Consider the following 24723-nt stretch of genomic DNA (forward strand, 5'->3'; position numbering starts at 1 on the left):
GGTCGGGCGTGCCGGACGGTTGGCTCGCCGTCGCCGTCGCCGTCGCCGTCGCCGTCGCCGTCGCCGTCGCCGTCGCCGTCGCGGTCGCGGTCGGCTGGGTGGCGCGTTTGCTGGTCGGGCGTGCCGGTCGGTTGGCTCGCCGTCGCGGTCGGCGGGGTTGGCGCGATCGCTGGTAAGGCACGCCGGACGGTCGGCTCGCTTTTGGTGCGGTCGGTGAGCGCGGGGTTCAGCGGGCGTCGGCTGCGAGGCCGAGTCCGAGCGCGACCAGGATCGCGCCGAGTGCCCGCTCCACCCGCTGCCGGATGCCGGTGCGGCGCAGCCAGGTGCCGGCGCGGTCGGCGGCGAGCACGATGCCGACGCACCACGCGGTATCGATCAGCACCTGGATCAGCACCAGGGCGATCACGCTGGCCAGCACCGGACCGCTGGACGGCAGGAACTGCGGCAGGATCGTCAGGCCGAACACCGCCGCCTTCGGGTTGGCGGCGATCGAGAGCAGTGACGCGCGGAAGGCCGAGCCTGGGGTGCGCCCGCTCGGCAGCAGCTTGGTCATCGCGCCGCCGAACTCGTCGTCGCGCCCCGCCCCGCGCCAGGCCTGGATGCCGAGCCAGATCAGCACCAACGCGCCGACGATATGCAGCGCGGTGTTCATGAAGTGGTTGGCGACCAGCAGCACCGAGAGTCCGGCGCCGCCCGCGAGGCTCCAGCCGAACACGCCGATCTCGTTCCCGGCGACCGCGGCCAATCCCGCCTTGCGTCCGTCGCGCACCGCACGCTGGAGGAACAGTGCCGTTGCGGGCACGGGGAGCGCGGCCAGGATCAAACAGGCCAGCAGGAATTGCGGAAGAACGGCGACCCAGTGCGGCATCTGCCGATGCTGCCATGCGAATCGGCGGCGTCGCCAGCGCTTTTCAGGGCCGACTCCCGGCTCCTGCGCTGTCCTCTCGCACCTGCGCCGGCGTGCGAGAACGGCTGCGTGAGACGGCAACGTGAGACGGCAACGTGAGACGGCTGCGGGAGACGGCCACGTGGGACGGCTGCGGGAGACGGCCACGTGGGACGGCTGCGGGAGACGGCCACGTGAGACGGCTGCGGGAGACGGCCACGTGGGACAGCTGCGGGGAGACGGCTGCGGCGCGTGGCTAGGCGCGGCAGCCCTCCAGCAGACGGCGCAGAGCGGCTGTCGTATCGGTGAGTGCCCGGAGATCGGTGGTGGTGGCCAACCACAGGGCCGCCTCGTTCATCGCGCCGGAGAGCAGGTGGGTGAGCGGCGCGACGGGCTGCCGGGCGAGTACGCCCGCGTCGATCAGCGTTTGCAGCGCTTCCTCGAGATGGCGGGCCGAGGCGGCCGCGTCCAGCGCGCGCCATTCGTTCCAGCCGAGCACCGCGGGTCCGTCGATCAGCATGATCCGCTGGATCTCTGGATCGGTACAGGCGGTCAGGAAGGCTTCGCAGCCCGCGATCAGTTGATCCCACGGGTCGGTGACGGTTTCGGCGGCCGCTGAAACTCGCGCGCCGACCTCCTGCTGCACCTGTTCCAGCACCGCGCCGAACAGCGCGGCCTTGCTGTCGAAGTGGTGATAAAGCGCGCCCTTGGTCACGCCCGTCGCCGAGACGATCTCCGACAGGCCAACGGCGCCATAGCCTTTCGCCGCGAACAGGCGCCGGCTCGTATGCAACAGCGCGCGCCGGGTCTCCTCCCGCTGCTGGGTGCGGATCGTGCTCGGCATCGCCTACCTCTCTCTTGACATACCGATGGTATGCGATCTAGCTTAGCTGACATACCATCGGTATGTGAGAGTGAGAGAGTCATGAAACTGAGCAGCTTCTACCCGGTCATCGGCACCACCGACATCGCGGCGGCCCGCGACTTCTACACCACCTGGCTGGGATTCGAGATCACCTTCGAGGCGGACTGGTATGTGAGCTTGCGTCGCGAAGGCGAGCGCACCTACGAACTCGCGCTGCTCGACTACACCCACCCGACCGTGCCCGCGGCCTATCGCAAACCGGTGCAGGGTCTGCTGCTGAACTTCGAGGTGGACGACGTGGACGCCGAGTGGGAGCGCCTCGTCGTGCAGGGTGGCCACAAAGCGGAACTGGAGATCCGGTCCGAGGACTTCGGTCAGCGCCACTTCATCATCGCCGACCCCAGCGGCGTGCTGATCGACGTGATCAAGGAGATCCCGCCCGCCGGCGACTACGTGGCGCAGTTCTCCGCGGAGTACGCGGCGGAGAAGTTCGGTGCGCAGTAGCGGCGGCAGAGCTGAGCGCACAGTTGTGCGCCGGGCCGCTCGGGCGGACTCGAGGCCCGCGGTTCGGTAGGGTTCGCGGAGTGAAGGCCCTCCGTCGTTTCACCGTCCGTGCCCATCTGCCCGAGCGGCTGGCCGCCCTCGGGGAGCTCGCCACGAACCTGCGGTGGTCGTGGCATCCGCCGACCCAGGACCTGTTCGCCGAGCTGGATCCGCAGCGGTGGCTGGAAATGGGTCACGACCCGGTGCGCATGCTCGGCGAGGTACCCGCCGCGCGGGTCGACGAGCTGGCGGCCGACCCCGACTACGTGCGCCGGGTGGACGCCGCGGCCGCGGATCTGCGCGACTACCTCGCGGCGCCGAGCTGGTTCGAGCGCCGGGCGGGGGAGGAGGGCGTGCGCGGGATCGCGTACTTCTCCATGGAGTTCGGCGTCACCGAGGTGCTGCCCAACTACTCCGGCGGGCTCGGCATCCTGGCGGGCGATCACCTGAAGGCGGCCTCGGATCTCGGCCTGCCGCTGATCGGCGTCGGATTGCTGTACCGCTCCGGCTATTTCCGTCAGACGCTGTCCGCCGACGGCTGGCAGACCGAGCACTACCCGGACCTGGACCCGCAGGGGCTGCCGTTGCGGCTGCTGACCTCCGAGCAGGCGGATTCGGAGACCGCGCCGGTGCTCATCCACGTCGCGATGCCCGACCAGCGGGTGCTGCGGGCCCGGGTGTGGATCGCGCAGGTCGGCCGGGTGCCGCTGTTGCTGCTGGATTCCGATATCGCCGAGAACGATCCGGAACTGCGCGCGGTGACCGACCGCCTCTACGGTGGCGATCAGGAACATCGGATCAGGCAGGAGATTCTGGCCGGTATCGGCGGCGTGCGCGCGGTGCGCGCCTACACCGCCGCGAACGGTCTGCCCGATCCCGACGTGTTCCACATGAACGAGGGTCACGCGGGCTTCCTCGGCGTCGAGCGCATCCGTGAATTCGTCGCCGCCGGAAAGGATTACGATACGGCGCTGGCCGCGGTCCGGGCCGGGACGGTGTTCACCACGCACACGCCGGTGCCGGCGGGTATCGACCGGTTCCCGATGCCGATGGTGCGCCGCTACTTCGGCGGAGCGCACGGTGAATCCGAATCCGCCATGCTGCCAGGGCTTTCCGTCGATCGGATCGTCGCGCTCGGGCGTGAGGCCGATCCGTCCGTGTTCAACATGGCGCATATGGGATTGCGACTTGCCCAGCGCGCCAACGGTGTATCGAAACTGCACGGCGAGGTCAGCCGTGCCATGTTCGCCGGACTGTGGCCGGGTTTCGACGCCGCCGAGGTGCCGATCGGCTCGGTGACCAACGGCGTGCACGCGCCGACCTGGGCGGCCCGCGAATGGTTCGACAAGGCGCGCGAGCATATCGGTGCCGAACTCGTCGAAGAGGCGCGTGGCTGGGAGCGGCTGCGCGACGTCGATCTCGGCGAGCTGTGGTCGACCCGAAACGCGTTGCGCGCCATTCTGGTTGCCGAGGTGCGCCGCCGGGTGCGCGCGTCCTGGCTGGACCGCGGCGCGGCCGAAGCCGAATTGGGTTGGGTGGACAGCGTTTTCGACCCCGACGTGCTGACCGTCGGTTTCGCGCGCCGGGTGCCGACCTACAAGCGGCTCACGCTGATGCTGCGCGATCCGGAACGGTTGCGGGCCCAGCTGCTCGACCCGCAGCGGCCGATGCAGCTGGTGGTCGCGGGCAAGAGCCACCCCGCCGACGACGGCGGCAAGGCGCTCATCCAGCAGGTGGTCCGGTTCGCCGACGACCCCGCGGTGCGGCACCGCATCGTCTTCCTGCCCGACTACGACATGTCGATGGCCCGCTACCTGTACTGGGGTTGCGATGTGTGGCTGAACAATCCGCTGCGTCCGCTGGAAGCGTGCGGCACCTCCGGCATGAAGTCCGCACTGAACGGCGGACTGAACCTGTCCATCCGGGACGGCTGGTGGGACGAGATGTACGACGGCGAAAACGGTTGGGCCATCCCGACCGCCGACGGCGTCAGCGACGAGCACCGCCGCGACGATCTGGAAGCCGCCGCGCTCTACGACCTGTTCGAGCGCACGGTCGCGCCCCGCTTCTACGACCGTGATGCCGCGGGCATGCCGGTGCGCTGGGTCGAGATGGTGCGTCACACCTTGCAGACCCTCGGCCCGAAAGTGCTGGCCTCCCGGATGGTTCGGGACTACGCGGTCGAGTACTACGCGCCCGCCGCCAACGCCTACCAGCAGGCGACGGCCGACGATTTCGCGGTCGCCCGCGCCATCGCCGACTACCGCCGCCGGGTCGAGGCGGCGTGGCCGTCGGTGAAGGTGATCCAGGTGGACAGCGCGGGCCTGCCGGATACGCCGATCATCGGGGCGCGGCTGTCGCTGACCGCGCGCATCGATCTCGGCGGTCTCGCGGTCGGCGACGTGGTGGTGCAGGCCGTGCTCGGCCGGGTGTCGCCGTCCGACGACCTGTCCGATGTGGTGACCATTCCGATGACCCACCAGGGTTCGGACTCCGGGGTGGCGCACTTCGTCGTCGACACGCCCGTGCCGCTGTCCGGCGCCGTCGGATACACGGTGCGCGTGCTGCCGCACAACGACCTGCTCGCCGGTGACGCGGAGCTGGGCTTGGTGGCCGCGCCGCACGCATAGGCTCTGTCTCGAAGTCCCATCCGGCGCCTCCACGGTCCAGCTCGCCGCCTGGCCGCGTTGTCGTCGTCACCGAGACAACCCCGGTATCGGCTCCTTCTCCGCCTTACCAGGCGACGAGCTGAACCGCGGAGGCATCCGGCCGGACTTCGAGACCGAGCCTAGGGCGTGTGAGCTGGGACAACTGCCCGGTCCCGACCGGTGCGTGAATTCTCCGATTCAGTGAACGGTCGGTTACCGTGCCTGGGCACGCCCGTACCGTTTTCCCGACTGGAGATCGCCCATGGCCACCGCCGCACCGACCGAGCCCCGAGGTCGCATCGACGCGTTCTTCGGTATCAGCGCGACCGGTTCGACCATGAAACGCGAGTTGATGGCGGGCACGGTCACGTTCCTGGCCATGTCCTATGTGCTCGCCGTGAACCCGTCGGTGCTCGGCGACGAGGGCGCGCTCGGCGCCAAGGGCATTCCGATGCAGGCCGTGTTCACCGCGACCGCCGTCGCCGCGGTGTTCGGCACGCTCGTCATGGGGCTGTGGGCCAAGTACCCGATCGCGCTCGCGCCCGGCATGGGCCTCAACGCCTTCTTCGCCTACTCGGTGGTGCTCGGCATGGGCATTCCGTGGGAGGTCGCGCTGTCGGGCACCTTCCTGTCCGGCGTCATCTTCTTCGTGCTCGCGATCACCAAGGTGCGCGAGCGCATCCTCAACGCGATCCCGATGCAGATGAAGCTCGCCGTCGGCGCGGGCATCGGGTTGTTCGTGGCGTTCCTCGGGTTGAAGAACGCGGGCATCGTGGTGAACAGCGACGCCACCCTGGTCACCCTCGGCGATTTCACCAAGGGCACCACCCTGCTCGCCCTGTTCGGGCTCGTCGTGACCGTGGTGTTCCTCGTCATCGGCTGGCACGGCGCGGTGCTCTACGGCATCGTGCTCACCGCGGCGGTCGGCATCGTCAGCGGGCTCGTCGACCTGCCCGACGGTGTGGTCGCGGCGCCGAAAGGCTTGGAGCACACCTTCGGTCAGGCGATCATCAACCTGCCCGACGCCTTCACCGCTCAGATGGCCGTCGTCATCCTCACCATGCTGTTCGTCGACTTCTTCGACGCCTCCGGCACGCTGATCGGCGTCGCCAACCAGGCGGGCCTGCTCGACAAGGACGGCAAGCTGCCGCGCGCGGCCAGCGCGCTGGCCGCCGACTCCGTCGGCACCATGGCGGGCGCCGTCATCGGCACCTCCACCACCACCGCGTACGTCGAGTCCACCGCGGGCGTCTCCGCCGGCGGACGCACCGGGCTGACCGCCGTCACCACCGCGGGCTGGTTCCTCGTCGCCATGTTCTGTTATCCGATCTTCGCGGTCGTCGCGGGATCAGGCGAGGTCACCGCGCCCGCGCTCATCGTGGTCGGCATCCTGATGGCGCGTGCCCTCGGCGAGATCGACTGGAATCGTCTCGAATACTCCGTGCCCGCGTTCATCACCATCGTGATGATGCCGCTGACCTACTCGATCGCGAACGGCTTGGCCATGGGCATGCTGTTTTATCCGATTGTGATGGTGGCGAAGGGCCGGATCAAGGACGTGCATCCGGCGATGTGGGCCTTGCTCGTCGTGTTCCTCGGCTACTTCTTCTTCCTTGCGGAGTGAACCCACGTCAGGATGAAAACGTAGAACAGGAATAAGACCGGGTCTTGGGAAGTTGGGTCGAATCGTGTGATAATCGGACCGCAGTCCGCTTCATCGCCGAGGCCAATGGACCAGATGTTTGGAATCGACTTGCAGGGACGAGGACCAGCATGACCACGAAATCTGTACTGGAACGCACCACTACCAATCCCCAGCTGGACGGTATCACCGTCGACATCGGACTGCTGATCATCCGCGTCGTGTTCGGCGCGCTGATGGCGGTACACGGTGCGCAAAAATTGTTCGGCTGGTTCAAAGGTCCCGGCTGGAGTGCCAATGCCGAAGGCTTCGAACTCTCCGGCTACAACCCGGGCAAACTGTTCGGCACCCTCGCCGGGCTCACGGAATTCGTCGGCGGCCTGATGCTCGTCGGCGGTCTGCTGACACCGCTGGCCGGCGCGATCATCCTGGGCACGATGATCAACGCGATCAACTCGCTGTGGAGCTTGGGGCTGTTCGGTAAGGACACCTACGAGATGCCGTTGCTGTTCGCCGCGGTCGGCGCGGCCATCGCCTTCACCGGGCCGGGCCAGTTCTCGCTGGATCACGGTCGTCCGTGGCAGCGGCAAGGATTCGTCTGGGGAGCAGGCGCAGTTGTCCTCGCCGTCGCCGCGGCGATACTTACCCTGATCCTGAAATGGGTTCTGTAAGAAGAACATCACCGTTCGGGCCGAGCCCCGGATGAGCACGCGGGCCTCGCCTCCGAACCGGAGGAGGGGCCCGCGCCGCTGTCACCACATCCACAAATCCCATCTGACCTGCGGGGTCAGTGCGCAGGAGTAGTTGATCCGACTGGGATCGCGCCCCATCTCATCCGCGGCCGCCGCCCAGCACTTCTTCTCGGTCGGGTACGAACCCACGAACTCGGCGCCTGGGTGCAGCACGTTCGGCGGTTGATTCGCATGGGCCGTGCCACCGAGACCGAGGACGATCGCAGCGGTGATCCCGACGATGGATGCAGCAGATTTCACCTTCATTTTCCCTCCCGATGAAGCTGTGAATCGCACTCTCGACGGTACCCGCGGTGTGCGGGCAGCTGTCTGCCAACTGAGTCGTGACGACTGCCATGTCACAGTGGGGGATGGTGCTTCGTCGTCTTCTTGTTCTGCTGATGAGTCGAGATACGAGGAGACGATGATGGCCATCGAGATCAGCAACCCCGCGGAACTGCACGACCCCACCGGCTTCGGCTACAGCCATGTGGCGCGGGTGACCGGCGAACTGGTGCTCATCGCGGGACAGTACGACTCCGACGCGCAAGGGCACACCACCAGCGGCGACTTCGCCGCCCAGGTCGACAACGCCTTCGCCAACCTCGGAATCGCTTTGCGCTCAGCCGGTTTGGGCTACGCGGACGTGGCGCAACTGCGCACCTTCATCGTCGACCACAACCTGGACAAGCTCGCGGTGCTCGGCAAGAAGATCGCCGAGATCTGGGGCGACCGCCCGCCCGTGCAGACCCTCGCGGGCGTCGCCGCCCTCGCCCTGCCCGACATGCAATTCGAAGTCGACGCCGTCGCCGTCCGCGGCTGAGGCCGAGGGGGAACTGGTGGTGGGGCGCTCTCGCGCGTTGCCCGCCACCAGTTCCCCCTGATCGCGCGTCCAGGTCGTGGGGGTGGTCCTCGGCGCGCCGACCTGGCATTCTGCATCCTGAGTGGAACGGTCCAATTGGATAGATCTATTTTGGAACGGAACCAGGGGGAGATCTCATGCGTCTTATCCTGTGTCGGGAGTCCGGGGCCGTAGTCAGGAGAGATATGCGAACCGCCAGTGTGTCGAGGGTCGCCATCCGCACCATGCTGGTCGGCGCAGCGGTAACCGCGCTGGTCACCGGCTGTTCGTCCACCAAGGACGGGACACCCACCACGTCCGGGCCCAAGACCGTCAACGGGGAGAAGACGGTCGAGTGGAACCCGTGTACGCAGTTGTCGGACGAAGCTGTGCGGGCGGCCCGGATGGATCCGGCGACGAAGGACGTGACCACGGATGCGCCCACCGGTCCGGTCGATGCGCGAATTTGCCAGTGGACTGCCGTCGACGGGCCGTATTTTGTGTCGGTCTCTTCAACGATCTACTCACTGGATGACGCTCGGAAGAATGACAAGCTCACGGGGTTTCGTAATGTCCAGATCGGCCCGCGAGCCAGCTTGATCTATCAGGATAAGTCGGACACGAAGCAGCTGAGCTGTTATGTGAGCTTGCCTGCCGCACAAGGCATGCTCGAAGTCAGCGTGGGGTGGATGTACGGCGAGCCGGTGACCCGTGATCGCTGTGATCTCGCGGTCCAGCATGCGAAGGAATTGGAGCCCTACCTGCCGAAGTAGGGGCTCCCCTTCGAGGTATGCGGGAATAACGAGACTGGCCAGGTACTGGAAGTACCGGTCGTCACGGATTGAAGGAGGGACGCGGTGACGGCGACCGAGCAGTCGGAAATGCAAGGCATGATGACGCGTTGGCAGGCGCTGTACAAGCAGGCCGACGGCGGCGAGTTCCGTCTGGATGAGGAAGTCGGGACGAAGCTCGCGCAACGCGCCGAACAGATGCAGGCCAAACTACGTTCTTTGCGGAACGAAGCGGCACGGTTGGAGCATCTTTCGGGCTTCGGTAGTTTGGTATCCGCCGAGTCTCTCAAGAACAAATTTTCGCTCAAAGCTAACAACGGTGCCGATTCTGCGGTTAAGCGGCTCGAGCAGAGCATCGACGTAGTCACCCTCATGCGCGACACCTACAAATTGGCCTGCGGCAAGTTGGCCGAGGCTGACAAGTCGGCTGCCGACAAGCTCGCTGGACTGGATTTGGGGAATTCCTAATGGTGTCGTACAACGATTTTCAGGTAGCGATCAACTCCCTGGCGATGGGCGTCGGACTTGTCACTGATTCGTCGGCCGATGCCGACAAGAACAAGACGGACGATCAGCAGCGGGCCACGGATGAGCGAGCCAAATGGGATGAGGACCGTAGCTTCGTCAACAACGAGTGGGCGAGCCTGCTGTCGACATACGGCAGTGGCACATTCGATGCGCGAGCGATCACGGCGCAGGACCCGTTCGAAACGATGTCGCACCAGCAGATCTACGACGCGTTGAAGGATGTGCAAGAGGGGCAGATCAACAGCTCGGCCGATGGCTGGCGGAACTTGGCCCGTGACGCGAACAATGCCGTTGACGAGTTCTCCAAAGGTGTAAACCAGGACATCACGGAGCATTGGGACGGTAAGTCGGGGAAGGGCGCCATCGACGCGACCCGTGAGTTCTCGACATCTTTTACAAAGCTTGCTGCCACGTTCCAAATGGTCGGGCACGGTTTGGACTTGACGCAGGGGCATCTCGCTCAGGCCAAAGGGTCCGTCGGCAAACCGGACAACTACACCGTCGGCGATCGGCTCATCGATATGCTGCCGGGCCAGAACGTCATCAAAGGCCCTACCTATCGCGCCGAGGAGGCGGAGAAGCAGGCTCGGTTCGTGATGACGCAGTATTACCGGCCGGGTGTGAACGAGGTGGATGGGATCACGCCGATTCTGCCGGAGCCTACGACGACGATCGACAAGAATCAGACGGTCGATCCGGGGACCGGGGGTCCGAGCAGTAATCCGTCGAACAATCCGGGTAGTACTAATCCGTCGAACAACGGGTCGCCGGAGGAGAAGAAGACTACGGAGGAGCCGTCCACGCAGGATCCGACGACTCCGCAGTCGACGCTGCCGGCGAGCACGAACCCGGCCGACGATCCGGACACGTCGAAGCAGCCGAGTACGACTCCGGCGTCGACGACGCCGGCGAACACGTCCCCGACGGATCCGAACGCGCCGAAGACGCAGTCGCCGACGTCGAACGTCCCGTCTACGCATACGGGTACGCCGTCGGGTGTCCCGGGTTCGCCGGGCAGCCCGCGGGCCACGCCGGATCCGGGGAAGAGTGTGCCGGGTAAGGCGAATACCGGGACGCCGGCGGCGGCGGCGAATGCGGCGACGCGCGCCGCGTCGACGGGTCGGGCGGGCACGTCGGGGATGGGTGGCATGGGTGCGCCGGGGGCGCGCGGTAAGGGTGATGAGGACGACGAGCACAAGACGCCGGACTACCTGATCTATGACCGTGGTTCGGAGTTGCTGGGTACGCAGCCGCCCGCGCTACCGCCGGGTGGAGTCATCGGCGGATGAGCGAATCTCGCTGGCGCATGGACGGTTTGATGTTCGAGGTGGCGCTGGAGGCGCTCGGACGCGACCGGTTGCCGTATCCGTTGCGCTTTTCGGTCGAGGGTGTCGAGGCGTATGAGGACTATGTCCGGTTGCGGGCGCAGGCCCGGGAACGACTGTCGGGCATCGGAAGTCGTGAGCTGTACACCGCGTTGACGGTGTTGACGGAACCGCAGGTGCGGGTCGAGGTGCACGGTTTCTTCGGCCGGGACTTCAAGCAGGTGGTGCGCGTGCACGCGGGTATGACCGGTCGCGATGCGACGGTCGCGGTCCAGATGCCCGGCCCCACACAGGAATACGGCCGCGATATCGTGTTGACCCGGTGTCCGCCGCGGGCGCTGCCCGGGTTGATCACCGCGCAACTGCCGAACTGTGCGGCGGGCCGGTTTCCGCCGATCAGCGGGCGGCGCACGGACCTGAACCGGGTCGAATACGCCCGGCATCCGACGCGGCTGTCGCATACCGAGCAGCTCAATCGCATCGTGCGCCGGCCGCGGTCCGGGCTCGGCGAGGTAGGGGTGTTCGCGGGCGGCGCGATCGACAGCAGGCCGACCACGGACGGCCGCGGCTTCCACTGGATGGACTATCTGCCCGCGGACGGCCGCTACCTGCTGCACAACCACGGGCACGACGAGTTCACCCTCACCCCGGGCACGGCGGAGGAGATCCAGCGGCAGCTGCATGCCCTGCTCGACACCACCTATCGCGCGGTGGCGCACAGCGGGTAGCTACGGGTGCAATACCAGCACGGTGCGGGCGCCGTGATGGAATTCGTAGTCGGTCGCGCGCAATTCGGTGCCGATACCTTTGTCGGCCAGTTCTTTTCGTAGCTGTGCGAGCAGGTCGTCCTGGTGGTTGCCGAGGTGATCGACCAGCGGGTACAGCCGGACCTCGCCCGCGCACACCCTGGCCAGTTCGAGCAGGGCGGTCAGGTGGAAATGCGCGTCCAGCCGGTCGGCATAGGTGAAGAGCAGATGTGAGCTGAGGACCAGGTCGAAGCTGCGGTCGGGGAACGGGAGGGTCGGCAGCTCGGTGGCGATATAGCGGTCGGGGTGGGCGAGCAGGTCTGCGCCGAAACGACGGGCCGCGGCATGCCGTAGCTCTCGATGCCGTTCCGGGCTGCCATACCAGTCCCACCGATATCTTGCGGAATGTGCTGTAGCCCAATCGCTTCCGCGATCGGTTTCGGTGAGCGCGAAGGCGCGCAGGGCGTCGGGTGTGCGGGCGTATATCGGATCTGCGGCGGTGACCTGTGCGCCGAGTGCACTCGCCTCGGCCGTGAAACTCGCTGCGCCGCCGGGGCAATCGAGAATTCGGCCGTGCAGATCGGCGTCGGTGAGGGTGAATATCGCCCGATATTCGGTCAATGATCTTGCGCTGACCAAGAATTCGCCGAGGACATCACTGTCGGAAGGGTGCTTCATCTGGAAACGGTCTCATGTATCGACCGGACACGACAGGGATTTGTGGTGTCCCCGCGCCGCGTGCAGGGCTTGGCGCGGGGACCGCCGATACATTCGGTGGGAATTGGGGTTCACCGAAGTACCACTGCCAATTTACTTCTGTTCGGAAGTACGCGCGCGGGAATGTGCGCGGTATCACACGGCGTTCGCGGTGAGCCGTTTCAACGCTTTGACTACGACCTCGGGGTCGGCGGTCTCCCAATACGGCGGCAGCGAGGCGCGCAGATAGCCGCCGTAGCGGGCGGTGGCCAGTCGCGAGTCCAAGATCGCGACCACGCCGCGGTCGTCGACACTGCGCAGCAATCGCCCGGTGCCCTGTGCGAGCAGCAGCGCCGCGTGATTGGCCGCGACCGCCATGAACCCGTTGCCGCCGCGCGATTCCACCGCCCGCTGTCGCGCGGTGAGCAGGGGATCGTCGGGGCGGGGGAACGGAATCCGGTCCAGGATCACCAGACTCAGCGACGGACCCGGCACGTCGACGCCCTGCCACAGCGACAGCGTGCCGAACAGGGAGGTCTCCGGATCGTCGGCGAACTTGCGCACCAGCGCGCCGGTCGAATCGTCGCCTTGGCACAGGACCGGTGTGTCCAGCCGTTCGCGCAACGTCTCGGTGGCCGCCTTGGCCGCGCGCATGGAGGAGAACAGGCCGAGGGTGCGCCCGCCCGCGGCCGTGATGAGCTTTTCGATCTCGTCCAGGTAGGCGGGCGCGAGTCCGTCGCGACCCGGCGCCGGAAGATGTTTGGCGACATACAGAATGCCCGATTTGGCGTGATCGAACGGCGAGCCGACGTCGAGCGAACTCCAGCGCACCTGCTCGATGTCGGCGGGCGCGACGGCCCCGTTCGCCGTGCCGGGATCGGCGCGCCCGGGCGTCTGCGCGGGCAGGCCCCAGGTGATGGCCAGTCCGTCGAACGAGCCGCCGATCTGCAGCGTGGCCGAGGTCAGCACGACGGTGGCGGTGCCGAACAGCCTGCTGCGCAACAGCCCGCCCACCGAGAGCGGCGCCATCCGCAGCGAGCGCCGGGTGACCCCGCGCATCTCGTCGGCGGACAGCCAGATGACGTCGCGCCGGTTCGCCGGGTCGGGCTCGTCGAACGCGGTGAGCGCGCGCACGGCACTGTCGTGCACCTCGTCGATGGCGGCCAGCGCCTGGGTGCGCGCGGCCGCGGACTCCGGGTCGCCCTGTTGGGTGGTGCCGCCCTGCGGCGCGAGGGCGGTGCGCGCGTTCCACGCCGCGTCGCGGACGAGCGCGAGCACCGGGGCGACGCCGCTGGGCAGCTGTTCCCAGCGGGCCGCGGGCAGCTCTTCGAGCACCTCGTGCCACGCTTCGGCCGCGCCTTCGAGGCGGTCGACCTCTTGTTCGTCGATGAGCTTGGCGCAGCGGCGCGCGGCCGCGCTGATCGCGGTGGAGGCCAGCTCCGCGGTGGCCACGCCGGTGACCCGATCGACCAGCTCGTGCGCCTCGTCGATGACCACGACGTCGTGTTCGGGCAGCACCTGGATGCCGCTGATCGCGTCGATGGCGAGCAGGGCGTGATTGGTCACCACCACATCGGCCTGCGCCGACTCGGCCCTGGCTCGTTCGGCGAAGCAGTCCTGCCCGAACGGGCAGCGCGATTTGCCGAGGCATTCGCGCGAGGAGACGCTCACCTGCCGCCAGGCGCGGTCGGTGACGCCGGGCACCAGCTCGTCGCGGTCGCCGGTCTCGGTATCGGAGGCCCACTCGTTGAGCCGCTGCACCTCGCGCCCGAGCCGGGAGATCGCGAACGCGTCGAACAGTTCGGCCTCGGCGGGCTCGTCCGGGATCACGCTGTTGATCTTGTTCAAGCACAGATAGTTGTTGCGGCCCTTGAGGATCGCGAACTTCGCCGCGCGCCCGAGCGGCTTGCTGAGCGCCTCGGACAGCCGCGGCAGGTCCCGGTCGACGAGCTGGCGCTGCAGCGCGATCGTCGCGGTCGACACCACCACCGTGCGCCCGGTGCGCACCGCGTGACGCAGGCTCGGCACCAGATAGGCCAGCGATTTGCCGGTGCCCGTGCCCGCCTGCACCGCCAGGTGCTCCTTGGTGTCGATGGCGTGGTCCACGGCGGTCGCCATGGTCAGCTGTCCGACACGCTCTTTTCCGCCGAGCGCCTGCACAGCGGTGGCCAAAAGGTCGGGTACGGGCGGCAGTTCGGGCACGCGAGCAGCCTACTGCGCGCCACCGACAGGGGGTGCGGGCCTTACGCCGATCGCGTTACCCGCAGACGCTTCCTTCGAGGTCGACGCCCGCCGTGCGCATCCGATCCAGTGCGGCGTCGGTCGTGTCGCGCGCGACGCCCGCGGTCAGATCGAGCAGGACACGGGTGTCGAAGCCCTCGATCCGGGCGTCCAGCGCGGTCGCGCGCACGCAGTGGTCGGTGGCGATACCGACCACGTCGACCGCCTCGATGCCGCGCCCGCGCAGCCAGTCGGCCAGGCTCGTACCGTCTTCGGCCGTGCCTTCGAAACCGGAGTAGGCGGCCGAATACGCGCCTTTGGAGAAGACTTCCTCGACCGGCTTCGTGTCCAGATTCGGATGGAAGTCGGCGCCGGGCGTGCCCGCGCGGCAGTGCGGCGGCCAGGAGTCGACGTAGTCGGGGTGCGCGGAGAAATGGTCACCGGGATCAATGTGGAAGTCGCGGGTGGCGACGACGGCGGCGTAGTCGGCGGACGCGAGCTGCTCGCTGATCCGGGACGCGACCGCCGCCCCGCCGGTGACGGCGAGCGATCCGCCCTCGCAGAAGTCGTTCTGCACGTCGACGATGATCAAGGCTCGGGTCACGGTGACCTCCCGCGGTGTGAACTGTGTCCCTGCACTGCATTCTGCCGCTCGGTGCGCCACCGCGATCACGCGGGCACAACGCAATCGCGCTACGCGCACACCGAATCGAACGAGGTGGCCGGCTCAGCTCGGGAAGCTGGTCGGGATCGCGGGCTCGCCCGCGGAAAGCTTCAACCCCTCCCACGGCAGGCTGATCAGGCCGCGGGCCACCTGGTCCCGGCTGTCCGAGAGGGTCGGCAGGTCCGTCACCGGCTTGCCCTCGCGCACCAGCGGGACGAGCAGCTCCCTGGCCTCGAAGCCGTTCGCCGACGGCACCGGTCCATCGGCTGGATACACGATCTCCTCGACGATCGTGCCGGTCGGCCGGGACAGCCGGATCGCCCGCTTGGTGCCGCCGCGCGACTCCTTGTGGCTACTGCGCTTGGCGACCGGCACGCCCTCGACCTCGACCAGCTTGTAGACCATGCCCGCGGTCGGCGCGCCCGATCCGGTGACCAGCGAGGTGCCGACACCGTAGACGTCGACCGGTTCGGCGCGCAGCGCGGCGATCGCGTATTCGTCCAGATCCCCGGACACTACGATCCGGGTCTTGGTCGCGCCGAGACCGTCGAGCTGATCGCGTACCTGCCTGGCCAGCACGCCGAGATCGCCGGAGTCGATCCGGACGCCACCGAGTTCGGGCCCGGCCACCTCGATGGCGGTGGCCACGCCGCGGGTGATGTCGTAGGTGTCGACCAGCAGTGTCGTGCCGATGCCGAGGGCGGCGACCTGACTGCGGAACGCCGCCGCCTCGTGTTCGCCGCTGCCGCCGGCCAGGCCGGTGTGCAGCAGGGTGAACGCGTGCGCGCTGGTGCCCGCGCCGGGCACGCCGTAGCGCCGCACCGCCTCCAGATTGGAGGTGGCGTCGAAGCCCGCGAGATACGCCGCCCGCGAGCTGTCCGGGGCGGCGAGTTCGTGTGTGCGGCGCGAGCCCATCTCGATCATCCGCCGTCCGCCGGACGCGCTGACCATCCGCGCGGCCGCGGACGCGATCGCGCTGTCGTGGTTGAGGATCGACAGGATCAGCGTCTCCAGCACGACACATTCGGCAAAGGTGCCGCGCACCGAAAGGATAGGGGAGCCGGGGAAATACAGCTCACCTTCGGCATAACCGTCGATCTCGCCGGTGAAGCGGTACGCGCGCAGCCAGTCCACGGTTTCGGCGGGCAGGAAGCGCGCGATGACGGCCAGTTCGGCTTCGCCGAAATGGAAGTGCGCCAGCGCGTCGAGCACCCGTGCGGTGCCCGCGACCACGCCGTAGCGGCGACCGTGCGGGAGCCGGCGCGCGAACACCTCGAAGGTGCAGCGGCGATGCGCCGACCCGTCGGCCAGCGCGGCCGCGAGCATGGTCAGTTCGTACTGGTCGGTCAGCAGGGCGGTGCTGGTGACGCCATCGCGGATGTCCACGCAGCCACTGTAGACAGCGCGGCCGCGCATCATAGGTCGGTGCTTGCCCGGTGACCTGGAAAATGCGCGAATCCGGGCAGATCGGGGTGTTGCTCATTCGGAGTCGAGTCGTACCCTTGACGTTATGGCCTTGTGCAACATAGTCCGAGGCGGCGTCGTGGTGGACGCCGTGGACGCGACACTGTCGGCGGCACAGGCGACCCCGGAGGCGGTCGAATACACCGAGATCTTGGAGGCGGAAGATCGCCCGTGGGTCACTGTGGTCTGGGACGACCCGGTCAACCTCATGCACTATGTCGCCTACATCTTTCAAAAGCTTTTCGGCTACAGCAAAGCGAAGGCGACCGAGCTGATGCTCCTGGTGCACAACGAGGGCAAAGCGGTGGTTTCCTCCGGTTCCCGGGACAAGATGGAACACGATGTCCAACGGCTGCACGCCGCCGGTCTCTGGGCGACCATGCAGCGGGACGACTGACCAGGACGACTACCCTGACGCCGTGCGGAAGTGGAGCAGGAAGAACTCGCTGAGCGGTCTCAAACTGCGATCCGAAATGGACGCACGCGAGGCCAACGTGCTGCGGTCGCTGGTCGGTGCGGTGTCCGGATTGTTGACCGAACGAGCCGATGCCGCGCCGGAGGACGACCTCGCCGCGTTGACCGGCCTGCGCACGGGTAACACCGTTGCACCGGAGGATCCCCGGTTGCGCCGGCTGCTGCCGGATTTCCATCGGCCCGAGCCCGGTTCGCCCGACGCCGATCGCGCCGACCTGAACAGCGCGCTGCGGGGCCTGCACGAGCCAGAGATCATCGACGCCAAGCTGGCCGCGGGTTCGGTGATCCTGGAAACGCTGCCCAGCGCGGGCGGCAAGATCGTGCTGACCCCCGAGCAGGCCGACGCGTGGCTGACCGCGCTGACCGATGTCCGGCTGGCCCTGGGCACGGTGCTGGGCATCGACGCGGACACCCCCGATCATCTGAGCCCCGACGATCCGCGCGCACCGCACCTGGACGTCTACCACTGGCTCACCTGGATGCAGGACTCGTTGCTGCAGGCGCTCGCGCCCTGAGTCCGCCCCACCCCCGAGCAGGAGCTGACGTATGAATGCGCAAGCCGGCAAACGGAATTCGCTGACCGACGTGGCGGGTCTGCTCGTCGGGCAGCAGCACGTCATCGACGCGGACGCCACCCTCGGCACGGGTGCCGCGACCGGCACCACCGTCGTCTACGCGCCGAACGGCGCGGTCGCCGCCGTCGATGTGCGCGGCGCCGGACCGGGCACCCGCGAGACCGATCTGCTCGATCCGTCCAACACGGTCCGGCAGGCCAACGCGATCCTGCTCAGCGGCGGCAGCGCCTACGGGCTCGCCGCCGCCGACGGTGTGATGCGCTGGCTGGAGGAGCAGGGCCAGGGCATTCCGATGGATCCGACCGACGCGAGCCGGGTGGTCCCGATCGTGCCGGGCGCGGTGATCTTCGATCTTCCGGTGGGCGCGTGGGACATTCGGCCCACCGCCGACTTCGGCTACCGGGCCGCGGCGGCCGCGGCGCTCGAATTCGAGCGGGGCACCGTGGGCGCGGGCGTCGGCGCGCGTGCCGGTTCGATCAAGGGCGGTATCGGCACCGCGAGCGTGGTGATCGGCGGTGGCGCCGCGGCGGGTGCGACGGTGTCCGCGCTCGTCGTCGCCAATTGCGCGGGCTCGGTGATCGATCCGCGCACCGGACTGCCGTGGGGCGTGGGCACCGACGGCCCGGAGTTCTTCGGCCTGCGGCCCGGCACCGACGACGAGGTGGCGCGGGCGAACGCGCTGCCGGGCAAGCGGATGGCGCTCAACACGACCATCGGCGTGGTGGCCACCGACGCACCCCTGGGTCCCACCGCCTGCAAACGTCTGGCCGTGGTCGCGCACGACGGTCTGGCCCGCGCGGTCCGGCCCGCGCACTCGCCGTTCGACGGCGACACGCTCTTCGCGCTGGCCACCGGCACCTGGGTGCCGCCGGAGGGCATCGCGCTGCCGCCCGCGTTCCCGCCGGATGTGCAGCTCATCGACCAGCTCGGCACCGCGGCCGCGCTCTGCGTGGAGCGGGCCATCGTGGACGCCATTCTGTGCGCGACCTCGGTCGCGGGCGTGCCCGCGTATCGCGATCTCTTCCCGTCCGCGCGCTGATTCCGCACACCCCGGGCGCACCGGCGCCGAGCGGCCGAACCCGACCGGCCGACCGGTCGCGGGGAATAGCCGAATATTGTGACTGGTTGTCGACTGCGATGGGTCGGCACAGCGGAAAGGTTTGACTCGTGCTGGTGATCAGGGCCGACCTCGTAGCGGCGATGGTGGCGCACGCGCGCGCCGACCACCCGGACGAGGCCTGCGGCGTCATCGCCGGACCGGAGGGCTCGGACCGGCCGGAGCGGTTCGTCGCCATGATCAACGCGGAGCGTTCGCCGACCTTCTACCGTTTCGATTCCGGCGAGCAGTTGCGCGTCTGGCGCGCCATGGACGACGCCGACGAGACGCCGGTGGTGATCTACCACTCGCACACCGCCACCGAGGCCTACCCGAGCCGCACCGATGTGTCCTACGCGTCCGAGCCCTACGCCCACTATGTGCTGATCTCCACCCGTGATCCGGAACAGCACGAGCTGCGCAGCTACCGCATCGTCGACGGCGAGGTCACCGAGGAACCGGTGCGCGTCGTCGACGCCTACGAATCCGTCTGAACCGATGCCTGTTCGTGAAACCGAGGAGTTCTCATGCCGGTAACCGTGTCCATCCCGACCATCATGCGTGGCCTCACCGGAGGCGAGAAGCGCGTGCAGGCGCAGGGCGCGACCCTGTCCGCGTTGATCGATGACCTCGACGCGAACCACCCCGGGCTCGCCGAGCGACTGCTCAAGGACGGCAAGCTGAACCGCTACGTCAACATCTACGTCGACGACGAGGACGTGCGTTTCGCGGGCGGCCTCGCGGCCGAGGTGCCCGCCGACGCGAGCGTGACCATCCTGCCCGCCGTCGCCGGAGGCTGACCGACACCGTGGCGCGCTACGAATCGCTGATCGCGACGCTCGGCAACACCCCGCTGGTCGGGCTGCGCACGCTGTCCCCGCAGTGGGACGGGGAGCATCACGTGCGGCTCTGGGCCAAGCTGGAGGACCGCAATCCCACCGGTTCCATCAAGGACCGGCCCGCCCTGCGGATGATCGAGCAGGCCGAACGGGACGGACGGTTGCGGCCCGGCTGCACCATTCTGGAACCCACCAGCGGCAATACCGGCATCTCGCTGGCGATGGCCGCCAAGCTCAAGGGCTATCAGCTGGTCTGTGTGATGCCGGAGAACACCTCGGTGGAGCGGCGGCAGCTGCTCACCATGTTCGGCGCGCAGATCATCGACTCGCCGGCCGCCGGCGGCTCGAATCAGGCGGTGGCGCGGGCCAAGCAGATCGCGGCCGAGCACCCCGACTGGGTGATGCTCTACCAGTACGGCAACCCGGCCAACGCGCTGGCGCACTACGAGACCACCGGCCCGGAGATCCTGGCCGACCTGCCCGAGATCACCCACTTCGTCGCGGGCCTCGGCACCACGGGCACGCTCATGGGCACCGGCCGATTCCTGCGCGAGAAGGTGCCGAGCATCGAGATCGTCGCCGCCGAGCCGCGCTACGGCGAGCTGGTCTACGGGCTGCGCAACATCGACGAGGGCTTCATCCCGGAGCTGTACGACGAATCGGTGCTGACCACCCGCTTCTCGGTGGGCCCGTTCGACGCGGTGAAACGCACCCGCGAACTGGTCTCGGAGGAAGGCATTTTCGCGGGCATCTCGACCGGTGCGATCCTGCACGCCGCCCTCGGAGTCGCCCGGAAGGCGGCGAAGGCGGGCACCCGCGCCGATATCGCGTTCGTGGTGGCCGACGGCGGCTGGAAGTACCTGTCGACCGGCGCGTACGACGGCACGCTGGAAGAGGCCGAGGAACGCCTCGACGGGCAGCTCTGGGCCTGAACCACTCCCTCGGTAGCGCGCGGCGCCGGTCGGTACCCTCGAAGGAGCGGGCCGTCGCCCGCGTCCCGAGGAGGTGCCGATGACCGGCGTCGGTTCGTCGTTCGATCCGGATCGGATAGCGCAGATCCGCGCGCAGCTTGCCAAGCCGGGTGCCGCGGCGCCCGGGGTTCCGGGCACGCCTGCCAGAGCCGGCAATTTCGCGGTGCTGCGGCAGCTGTGGTTGCGCGCCGGCGTGCTGATCGCCGGATTCGTCGCGCTGCTGTACGGCATCGAGGGCGTCGACACCCTCGACAACAACCAGCTCGACAATGCCGGAATCCATCCCCGCGACGCCGACGGGCTGTGGGGGATCGTGTTCGCGCCGCTGCTGCACAATGGCTGGCCGCATCTGGTCGGCAACACCCTGCCGGTGCTCCTGCTCGGATTTCTGGCGTTGTGCGCGGGCATCGGGCGCGGCCTGGCCGCCACCGCGATCATCTGGGTCGTGGCCGGCGCCGGCACCTGGCTGACCGGCGCGACCGGCTCCGTGCACCTGGGCGCGTCGGTGCTGGTGTTCGGCTGGTTGACATTCCTGATCTCGCGCGGCTGGTTCGCCCGCAACGTCGGGCAGATCGTGCTCGGGCTGGCGGTGCTGGCGCTCTACGGGTCGGTGCTGTGGGGAGTATTGCCCGGTCAGCCCGGAATCTCTTGGCAGGGCCATCTTTTCGGGGCGGTGGGTGGATTGCTCGCCGGCTGGGTACTCTCTGGTGATGCACGTCGAAGTCGTCGCGGGGATCAGCAGGGAATCATTGCGTCGCCACGGTGAGCGTGCGGCCCTTCGAGAAATGTGGGGGATAGTTTCTTGAGCGCAGAATCGTCGTGGCAGCATGGGGGAATGCGCCTAACCGTCCTCGGGTGCTCGGGCAGTGTGTCCGGCCCGGACTCCCCAGCGTCGGGGTATTTGCTGACCGGCCCGGATATGCGGCCGGTGGTGATCGATTTCGGGCCCGGCGTGCTCGGCGCGTTGCAGCGCTACGCCGACCCCGGTGAGGTCGACATCTTTCTCACCCATCTGCATGCCGACCACTGCCTGGATCTGCCCGGGCTGCTGGTCTGGCGGCGCTACCACCCGACACCCCCGGTCGGCCGCGCCATCGTGCGCGGACCGTCGGACAGCGCGTTGCGGATCGGCAACGCCTCGGCCGAGGTCGGCGGCGAATGCGACGACTGGTCCGACGTGATCGACCACCGTCCGTGGAACGTCGAGGAGACAGTGGAATTCGGGCCGGGGCACACGGTGTCGGCGTTCCGGATGTTCCATCCGCCGGAGTCCTACGGTCTGCGGATCGTCACCGCCGCCGGGCGCACGTTCGTCTACACCGGCGACACCGCGATGTGCGAGTCGGTGCGTGAACTCGCACGCGGCGCCGACATCCTGATGGCCGAGGCGTCCTGGACCCACGATCCCGCGAATCGGCCACCCGGCATTCATCTTTCGGGCACCGAGGCCGGCCAGATCGCGGCCGAGGCCGGCGTGAAAGAGTTGCTGCTCACCCACATCCCGCCGTGGACCTCGCGGGAAGACGTGATCGCGGAAGCCAAGGCACAGTTCACCGGACCGGTGCACGCGGTCGCGCCCGGCGAGACCTTCGATATCTGAGCTCACCCACCCCGTCGGCTCCGCCTCCTGCCAACCCCCGTATTCACCCACCCCGTCGGCTCCGCCTCCTGCCGACCCCCTCCGAGCCCCACCCCGCCGGCTCCACCCCCCACCCCTTAGGCTGTCCGCGTGTCTAGACGAGCCGATGGCAGGGCGGACGACGAACTCCGCGAGGTACGGATCACCCGGGGGTTCACCACCCATCCGGCGGGCTCGGTGCTGGTGGAGTTCGGGCAGACGCGGGTGATGTGCACGGCCAGCGTCACCGAGGGGGTGCCGCCGTGGCGGCGCGACTCCGGACTCGGTTGGCTCACCGCCGAATACGCGATGCTGCCCGCCGCGACGCACACCCGCAGCGGCCGTGAATCGGTGAAGGGCCGCGTCGGTGGCCGCACCCAGGAGATCAGCCGGTTGGTCGGTCGTTCGCTGCGGGCCTGCATCGACCTGGCCGCGATCGGGGAGAACACCATCGCGATCGACTGCGACGTGCTCCAGGCCGACGGCGGCACCAGGACCGCCGCGATCACCGGTGCGTATGTCGCGCTGTCCGACGCGGTCACCTACCTGGGTGCCGCGGGCGGTCTGGCCGACCCGCAGCCGATCTCCTGCGCGATCGCCGCCGTGAGCGTCGGCGTGGTGGACGGCCGGGTGCGACTCGACCTGCCCTACGAAGAGGATTCGCGCGCCGAGGTCGACATGAACGTGGTCGCCACCGACACCGGCACCCTGGTCGAGATCCAGGGCACCGGCGAGGGCGCCACCTTCCCGCGCTCCACCCTGGACAAGCTGCTCGACTCCGCGCTCGCCGGTTGCGAGCGACTGTTCGCCATCCAGAAAGAGGCGCTGGCCCTGCCGTACCCCGGCGTGCTGCCGGAGCCGTCCGAGTCGAAGAAGAAGTAATGACGCGTCGCGTGCTGGTCGCAAGCCGTAATGCCAAGAAGCTGAACGAACTGCGCCGCATCCTCGCCGAGGCGGGGATCGCGGGCATCGAGATCGTCGGGCTCGACGATGTCCCCGCCTACGACGAGGCGCCCGAGACCGGCGCGACGTTCGAGGAGAACGCGCTGGCCAAGGCACGCGACGGTGCCGCGGCCACCGGATTGGCTTGTGTCGCAGACGATTCCGGGATCGAGGTGGACGCGCTCAACGGCATGCCCGGTGTGCTCTCGGCGCGCTGGGCGGGTAAGCACGGCGACGACGCGGCCAACAACGCGCTGCTGCTGGCACAGCTCGGTGATGTGCCGGACGAGCGCCGCGGCGCCCGGTTCGTCTCCACCTGCGCGCTGGTCGTGCCGGACGGCGCGGAACTCGTGGTCCGCGGCGAATGGCCGGGCACGGTCGGCCGGAAACCGCTGGGCGAGGGCGGTTTCGGCTACGATCCGCTGTTCTTCCCGGACGGTGGCGACACTTCCGCGGCGCAGTTGACGCCCGCGCAGAAGGACGCGGCCTCGCACCGCGGCCGCGCGCTGACCCAACTCCTGCCCGCGCTCACCGAACTCGCCGACTGAGCGTCAGACGCCGAAGTCCTGCTTGACCTTCTTCGCGTTGACGTGCTCGACGAAGAAGGACAGCAGCGGGATGGTGCCGGCGAGCAGCGTGCCGACGGTGCGCAGCACCGGCCAGCGCACCTTGACCGCGAGGTCGGCGGTGACCAGCAGGTAGACGAAGTACACCCAGCCGTGCACGACGGCGATCCAGCTCGGGGTGTGCACGTCGAAGCCGTACTTGGCGATCATCTCGCCGGTGAGCAGCAGCAGCCAGAGGCCGGTGACCCAGGCCAGGGTGCGGTAGCGCAGCAGCGCGGCCCGGATCTTCTCGGTATTCGCCGAGCCGGCGGCGGGCGCGGCGGCTTGTTCCTGCGGCGCCTTGCCGCCGCGCAGCGCGGTGGCCAGCGTGCCGTCGGTCGTCGAGGCGACCGCGCGGTCTGCCGAGGCCGCGGTGCGGTCTGCGGCCGAATGCGCGGCCGAGTCGCTCGCGCTCGCCTCGGCGCTGTCCGGCGTCTGCGACAGGTGGGTCTGCTCAGCCGAGCCCGAACCGCCCTCGGTGAAGTTCTCGCTGGTGGTCAACCGGCTTTCCTCTCGGTTTCGCGGGCGCCCAGGCCCGCCTCGCGGACCTGATCATCGATGTCTCGAGCGTGCAATTCGGCCAGGTACCGGTTGTATTCAGCGAGCACCGGGTCCTCGTCGCGTACCGCCTGCGGCCGCTCCGGCAGGATTCCGGCCGGAATCTCGCGCGGCGCAACGGGTTTCGGGGTGGCCCCGGGGGCGTCGCCGGACTCGCCGTGCTCCTCGGCCTCCTGTTCCAACCGGACGAACCGGAAGTAGGCGAACACCGCGAACGCCGCGAACAGCGGCCACTGCAACGCGTAGCCGAGGTTCTGGCCGGTGCCGCTGCTCGATTCGAACCGCTGCCACTGCCACCAGGCCAGCGCGAGGCAGCCCAGTGCGGCGACGATCACCAGCACGATGAGGGCCGGGCGATTGTGTGCCGAGCGGCGGGGTGAAGCGGACACGGCTACTACGGTACCCGGTCTACTACACGGTACGTAGGACAGGTTCGGCCAGGACTCGCCCACCGG

29 protein-coding genes are annotated in these 24723 nt (G+C 68.3%); 20 read left to right on the forward strand and 9 right to left on the reverse strand.

Going from position 1 to position 24723, the window contains the following annotated elements; genetic code table 11:
- Positions 1–8 precede the first annotated feature (8 nt).
- Positions 9–176 (forward strand): hypothetical protein, encoded by a 168-nt coding sequence (locus O3I_RS45370; RefSeq protein ID WP_014982092.1) that lies wholly within the window; start codon positions 9–11, stop codon positions 174–176.
- A gap of 50 nt (positions 177–226) precedes the next feature.
- Here the strand turns inward: O3I_RS45370 and O3I_RS06470 are convergent, their stop codons facing one another.
- Positions 227–868, reverse strand: coding sequence for a LysE family translocator (locus tag O3I_RS06470; protein ID WP_014982093.1), 642 nt, complete (start codon positions 866–868; stop codon positions 227–229).
- A gap of 274 nt (positions 869–1142) precedes the next feature.
- Positions 1143–1730: a TetR/AcrR family transcriptional regulator gene (locus O3I_RS06475; protein WP_014982094.1), complete on the reverse strand. Its 588-nt coding sequence runs from the start codon at positions 1728–1730 to the stop codon at positions 1143–1145.
- Positions 1731–1811: 81 nt separating this feature from the next.
- Here O3I_RS06475 and O3I_RS06480 point away from each other — a divergent pair, with 81 nt between their 5' ends.
- From O3I_RS06480 to O3I_RS06495, 4 genes are all read left to right on the forward strand, one after another.
- Positions 1812–2255, forward strand: coding sequence for a VOC family protein (locus O3I_RS06480; protein ID WP_014982095.1), 444 nt, complete (start codon positions 1812–1814; stop codon positions 2253–2255).
- A gap of 80 nt (positions 2256–2335) precedes the next feature.
- Positions 2336–4924: an alpha-glucan family phosphorylase gene (gene glgP / locus O3I_RS06485; protein WP_014982096.1), complete on the forward strand. Its 2589-nt coding sequence runs from the start codon at positions 2336–2338 to the stop codon at positions 4922–4924.
- 280 nt (positions 4925–5204) lie between these two features.
- Positions 5205–6566, forward strand: a complete 1362-nt coding sequence (locus tag O3I_RS06490) for an NCS2 family permease (protein ID WP_014982097.1) — start codon at positions 5205–5207, stop codon at positions 6564–6566.
- Positions 6567–6715: 149 nt separating this feature from the next.
- Positions 6716–7255, forward strand: coding sequence for a DoxX family protein (locus tag O3I_RS06495; protein ID WP_014982098.1), 540 nt, complete (start codon positions 6716–6718; stop codon positions 7253–7255).
- A gap of 81 nt (positions 7256–7336) precedes the next feature.
- Here O3I_RS06495 and O3I_RS44720 read toward each other — a convergent pair whose 3' ends face one another.
- Positions 7337–7750, reverse strand: a complete 414-nt coding sequence (locus O3I_RS44720; protein ID WP_141691682.1) for a hypothetical protein — start codon at positions 7748–7750, stop codon at positions 7337–7339.
- On the opposite strand from O3I_RS44720, the gene O3I_RS06505 reads away from it, so the two are divergent.
- From O3I_RS06505 to O3I_RS06525, 5 genes are all read left to right on the forward strand, one after another.
- The gene (locus tag O3I_RS06505; protein ID WP_014982100.1) at positions 7743–8138 is read left to right on the forward strand and encodes a RidA family protein; all 396 of its coding nucleotides are present in this window, start codon (positions 7743–7745) and stop codon (positions 8136–8138) included. The genes O3I_RS44720 and O3I_RS06505 overlap by 8 nt on opposite strands.
- Before the next feature lie 224 nt (positions 8139–8362).
- Positions 8363–8929 carry a DUF3558 domain-containing protein gene (locus tag O3I_RS06510; RefSeq protein WP_014982101.1) on the forward strand — a complete coding sequence of 189 codons (567 nt, stop codon included), beginning with the start codon at positions 8363–8365 and terminating at the stop codon, positions 8927–8929.
- Between the two features lie 84 nt (positions 8930–9013).
- Positions 9014–9415 (forward strand): hypothetical protein, encoded by a 402-nt coding sequence (locus tag O3I_RS06515; RefSeq protein ID WP_014982102.1) that lies wholly within the window; start codon positions 9014–9016, stop codon positions 9413–9415.
- Positions 9415–10764, forward strand: coding sequence for a hypothetical protein (locus tag O3I_RS06520; protein ID WP_014982103.1), 1350 nt, complete (start codon positions 9415–9417; stop codon positions 10762–10764). Before O3I_RS06515 ends, O3I_RS06520 begins: the two co-directional genes overlap by 1 nt.
- Positions 10761–11528 carry an ESX secretion-associated protein EspG gene (locus tag O3I_RS06525; RefSeq protein WP_041562448.1) on the forward strand — a complete coding sequence of 256 codons (768 nt, stop codon included), beginning with the start codon at positions 10761–10763 and terminating at the stop codon, positions 11526–11528. The genes O3I_RS06520 and O3I_RS06525 overlap by 4 nt, the downstream gene beginning before the upstream one ends.
- Here the strand turns inward: O3I_RS06525 and O3I_RS06530 are convergent, their stop codons facing one another.
- The 4 genes from O3I_RS06530 to O3I_RS06545 all read right to left on the reverse strand — a co-directional run bounded on the left by O3I_RS06530 (position 11529) and on the right by O3I_RS06545 (position 16542).
- Complete coding sequence (locus tag O3I_RS06530; RefSeq protein WP_041562449.1) at positions 11529–12224, reverse strand: methyltransferase domain-containing protein; 696 nt, start codon at positions 12222–12224, stop codon at positions 11529–11531.
- Positions 12225–12398: 174 nt separating this feature from the next.
- Positions 12399–14444, reverse strand: a complete 2046-nt coding sequence (locus O3I_RS06535) for an ATP-dependent DNA helicase (RefSeq protein ID WP_014982106.1) — start codon at positions 14442–14444, stop codon at positions 12399–12401.
- A 55-nt stretch (positions 14445–14499) separates the two neighbouring features.
- A complete protein-coding gene (pncA, locus tag O3I_RS06540) occupies positions 14500–15066 on the reverse strand; it encodes a pyrazinamidase PncA (protein WP_041563449.1) in 567 nt (188 codons plus the stop codon).
- A 123-nt stretch (positions 15067–15189) separates the two neighbouring features.
- Positions 15190–16542: a nicotinate phosphoribosyltransferase gene (locus O3I_RS06545; RefSeq protein WP_014982108.1), complete on the reverse strand. Its 1353-nt coding sequence runs from the start codon at positions 16540–16542 to the stop codon at positions 15190–15192.
- A gap of 94 nt (positions 16543–16636) precedes the next feature.
- Between O3I_RS06545 and clpS the strand changes: the two genes are divergently transcribed.
- The 10 genes from clpS (at position 16637) to O3I_RS06595 (ending at position 23653) form a co-directional block, all read left to right on the forward strand.
- A complete protein-coding gene (gene clpS, locus O3I_RS06550; protein ID WP_014982109.1) occupies positions 16637–16987 on the forward strand; it encodes an ATP-dependent Clp protease adapter ClpS in 351 nt (116 codons plus the stop codon).
- Between the two features lie 22 nt (positions 16988–17009).
- On the forward strand, positions 17010–17579 hold the full coding sequence (locus O3I_RS06555; RefSeq protein ID WP_014982110.1) for a DUF2017 domain-containing protein: 570 nt from the start codon (positions 17010–17012) through the stop codon (positions 17577–17579).
- Between the two features lie 31 nt (positions 17580–17610).
- Positions 17611–18678 (forward strand): P1 family peptidase, encoded by a 1068-nt coding sequence (locus O3I_RS06560; protein WP_014982111.1) that lies wholly within the window; start codon positions 17611–17613, stop codon positions 18676–18678.
- Positions 18679–18806: 128 nt separating this feature from the next.
- A complete protein-coding gene (locus O3I_RS06565; protein WP_014982112.1) occupies positions 18807–19229 on the forward strand; it encodes a Mov34/MPN/PAD-1 family protein in 423 nt (140 codons plus the stop codon).
- A gap of 33 nt (positions 19230–19262) precedes the next feature.
- Positions 19263–19535, forward strand: coding sequence for a MoaD/ThiS family protein (locus O3I_RS06570; RefSeq protein WP_014982113.1), 273 nt, complete (start codon positions 19263–19265; stop codon positions 19533–19535).
- Positions 19536–19543: 8 nt separating this feature from the next.
- Entirely contained in the window at positions 19544–20506 is a 963-nt protein-coding gene (locus O3I_RS06575) for a PLP-dependent cysteine synthase family protein (protein WP_014982114.1), read from the forward strand.
- A 79-nt stretch (positions 20507–20585) separates the two neighbouring features.
- Positions 20586–21311, forward strand: coding sequence for a rhomboid family intramembrane serine protease (locus O3I_RS06580; RefSeq protein ID WP_014982115.1), 726 nt, complete (start codon positions 20586–20588; stop codon positions 21309–21311).
- A gap of 69 nt (positions 21312–21380) precedes the next feature.
- Positions 21381–22145, forward strand: a complete 765-nt coding sequence (locus O3I_RS06585; protein WP_081593905.1) for a cyclic nucleotide-degrading phosphodiesterase — start codon at positions 21381–21383, stop codon at positions 22143–22145.
- A gap of 129 nt (positions 22146–22274) precedes the next feature.
- Positions 22275–23045: a ribonuclease PH gene (rph, locus tag O3I_RS06590; RefSeq protein WP_014982117.1), complete on the forward strand. Its 771-nt coding sequence runs from the start codon at positions 22275–22277 to the stop codon at positions 23043–23045.
- Positions 23045–23653 carry a non-canonical purine NTP pyrophosphatase gene (locus O3I_RS06595; RefSeq protein ID WP_014982118.1) on the forward strand — a complete coding sequence of 203 codons (609 nt, stop codon included), beginning with the start codon at positions 23045–23047 and terminating at the stop codon, positions 23651–23653. The genes rph and O3I_RS06595 overlap by 1 nt, the downstream gene beginning before the upstream one ends.
- Before the next feature lie 3 nt (positions 23654–23656).
- Here O3I_RS06595 and O3I_RS06600 read toward each other — a convergent pair whose 3' ends face one another.
- Complete coding sequence (locus tag O3I_RS06600) at positions 23657–24025, reverse strand: DUF3817 domain-containing protein (RefSeq protein WP_041563453.1); 369 nt, start codon at positions 24023–24025, stop codon at positions 23657–23659.
- A gap of 182 nt (positions 24026–24207) precedes the next feature.
- Positions 24208–24657, reverse strand: a complete 450-nt coding sequence (locus tag O3I_RS06605; protein ID WP_041562450.1) for a glucitol operon activator — start codon at positions 24655–24657, stop codon at positions 24208–24210.
- Between the last annotated feature and the right edge of the window lie 66 nt (positions 24658–24723).

The organism is Nocardia brasiliensis ATCC 700358 (genome assembly GCF_000250675.2).
In the GTDB taxonomy this organism is placed as follows: Bacteria; Actinomycetota; Actinomycetes; order Mycobacteriales; family Mycobacteriaceae; genus Nocardia; species Nocardia brasiliensis_B.

What these genes read in the sequence shown, in the direction of transcription:
- O3I_RS06470 (WP_014982093.1), bottom strand. Translation starts at nt 868, where the DNA reads ATGCCGCACTGGGTCGCCGTTCTTCCGCAATTCCTGCTGGCCTGTTTG.
- O3I_RS06475 (WP_014982094.1), bottom strand. Translation starts at nt 1,730, where the DNA reads ATGCCGAGCACGATCCGCACCCAGCAGCGGGAGGAGACCCGGCGCGCG.
- O3I_RS06480 (WP_014982095.1), top strand. Translation starts at nt 1,812, where the DNA reads ATGAAACTGAGCAGCTTCTACCCGGTCATCGGCACCACCGACATCGCG.
- O3I_RS06490 (WP_014982097.1), top strand. Translation starts at nt 5,205, where the DNA reads ATGGCCACCGCCGCACCGACCGAGCCCCGAGGTCGCATCGACGCGTTC.
- O3I_RS06495 (WP_014982098.1), top strand. Translation starts at nt 6,716, where the DNA reads ATGACCACGAAATCTGTACTGGAACGCACCACTACCAATCCCCAGCTG.
- O3I_RS06505 (WP_014982100.1), top strand. Translation starts at nt 7,743, where the DNA reads ATGGCCATCGAGATCAGCAACCCCGCGGAACTGCACGACCCCACCGGC.
- O3I_RS44720 (WP_141691682.1), bottom strand. Translation starts at nt 7,750, where the DNA reads ATGGCCATCATCGTCTCCTCGTATCTCGACTCATCAGCAGAACAAGAA.
- O3I_RS06510 (WP_014982101.1), top strand. Translation starts at nt 8,363, where the DNA reads ATGCGAACCGCCAGTGTGTCGAGGGTCGCCATCCGCACCATGCTGGTC.
- O3I_RS06520 (WP_014982103.1), top strand. Translation starts at nt 9,415, where the DNA reads ATGGTGTCGTACAACGATTTTCAGGTAGCGATCAACTCCCTGGCGATG.
- O3I_RS06525 (WP_041562448.1), top strand. Translation starts at nt 10,761, where the DNA reads ATGAGCGAATCTCGCTGGCGCATGGACGGTTTGATGTTCGAGGTGGCG.
- O3I_RS06530 (WP_041562449.1), bottom strand. Translation starts at nt 12,224, where the DNA reads ATGAAGCACCCTTCCGACAGTGATGTCCTCGGCGAATTCTTGGTCAGC.
- O3I_RS06545 (WP_014982108.1), bottom strand. Translation starts at nt 16,542, where the DNA reads ATGCGCGGCCGCGCTGTCTACAGTGGCTGCGTGGACATCCGCGATGGC.
- clpS (WP_014982109.1), top strand. Translation starts at nt 16,637, where the DNA reads ATGGCCTTGTGCAACATAGTCCGAGGCGGCGTCGTGGTGGACGCCGTG.
- O3I_RS06560 (WP_014982111.1), top strand. Translation starts at nt 17,611, where the DNA reads ATGAATGCGCAAGCCGGCAAACGGAATTCGCTGACCGACGTGGCGGGT.
- O3I_RS06570 (WP_014982113.1), top strand. Translation starts at nt 19,263, where the DNA reads ATGCCGGTAACCGTGTCCATCCCGACCATCATGCGTGGCCTCACCGGA.
- O3I_RS06580 (WP_014982115.1), top strand. Translation starts at nt 20,586, where the DNA reads ATGACCGGCGTCGGTTCGTCGTTCGATCCGGATCGGATAGCGCAGATC.
- O3I_RS06585 (WP_081593905.1), top strand. Translation starts at nt 21,381, where the DNA reads ATGCGCCTAACCGTCCTCGGGTGCTCGGGCAGTGTGTCCGGCCCGGAC.
- O3I_RS06595 (WP_014982118.1), top strand. Translation starts at nt 23,045, where the DNA reads ATGACGCGTCGCGTGCTGGTCGCAAGCCGTAATGCCAAGAAGCTGAAC.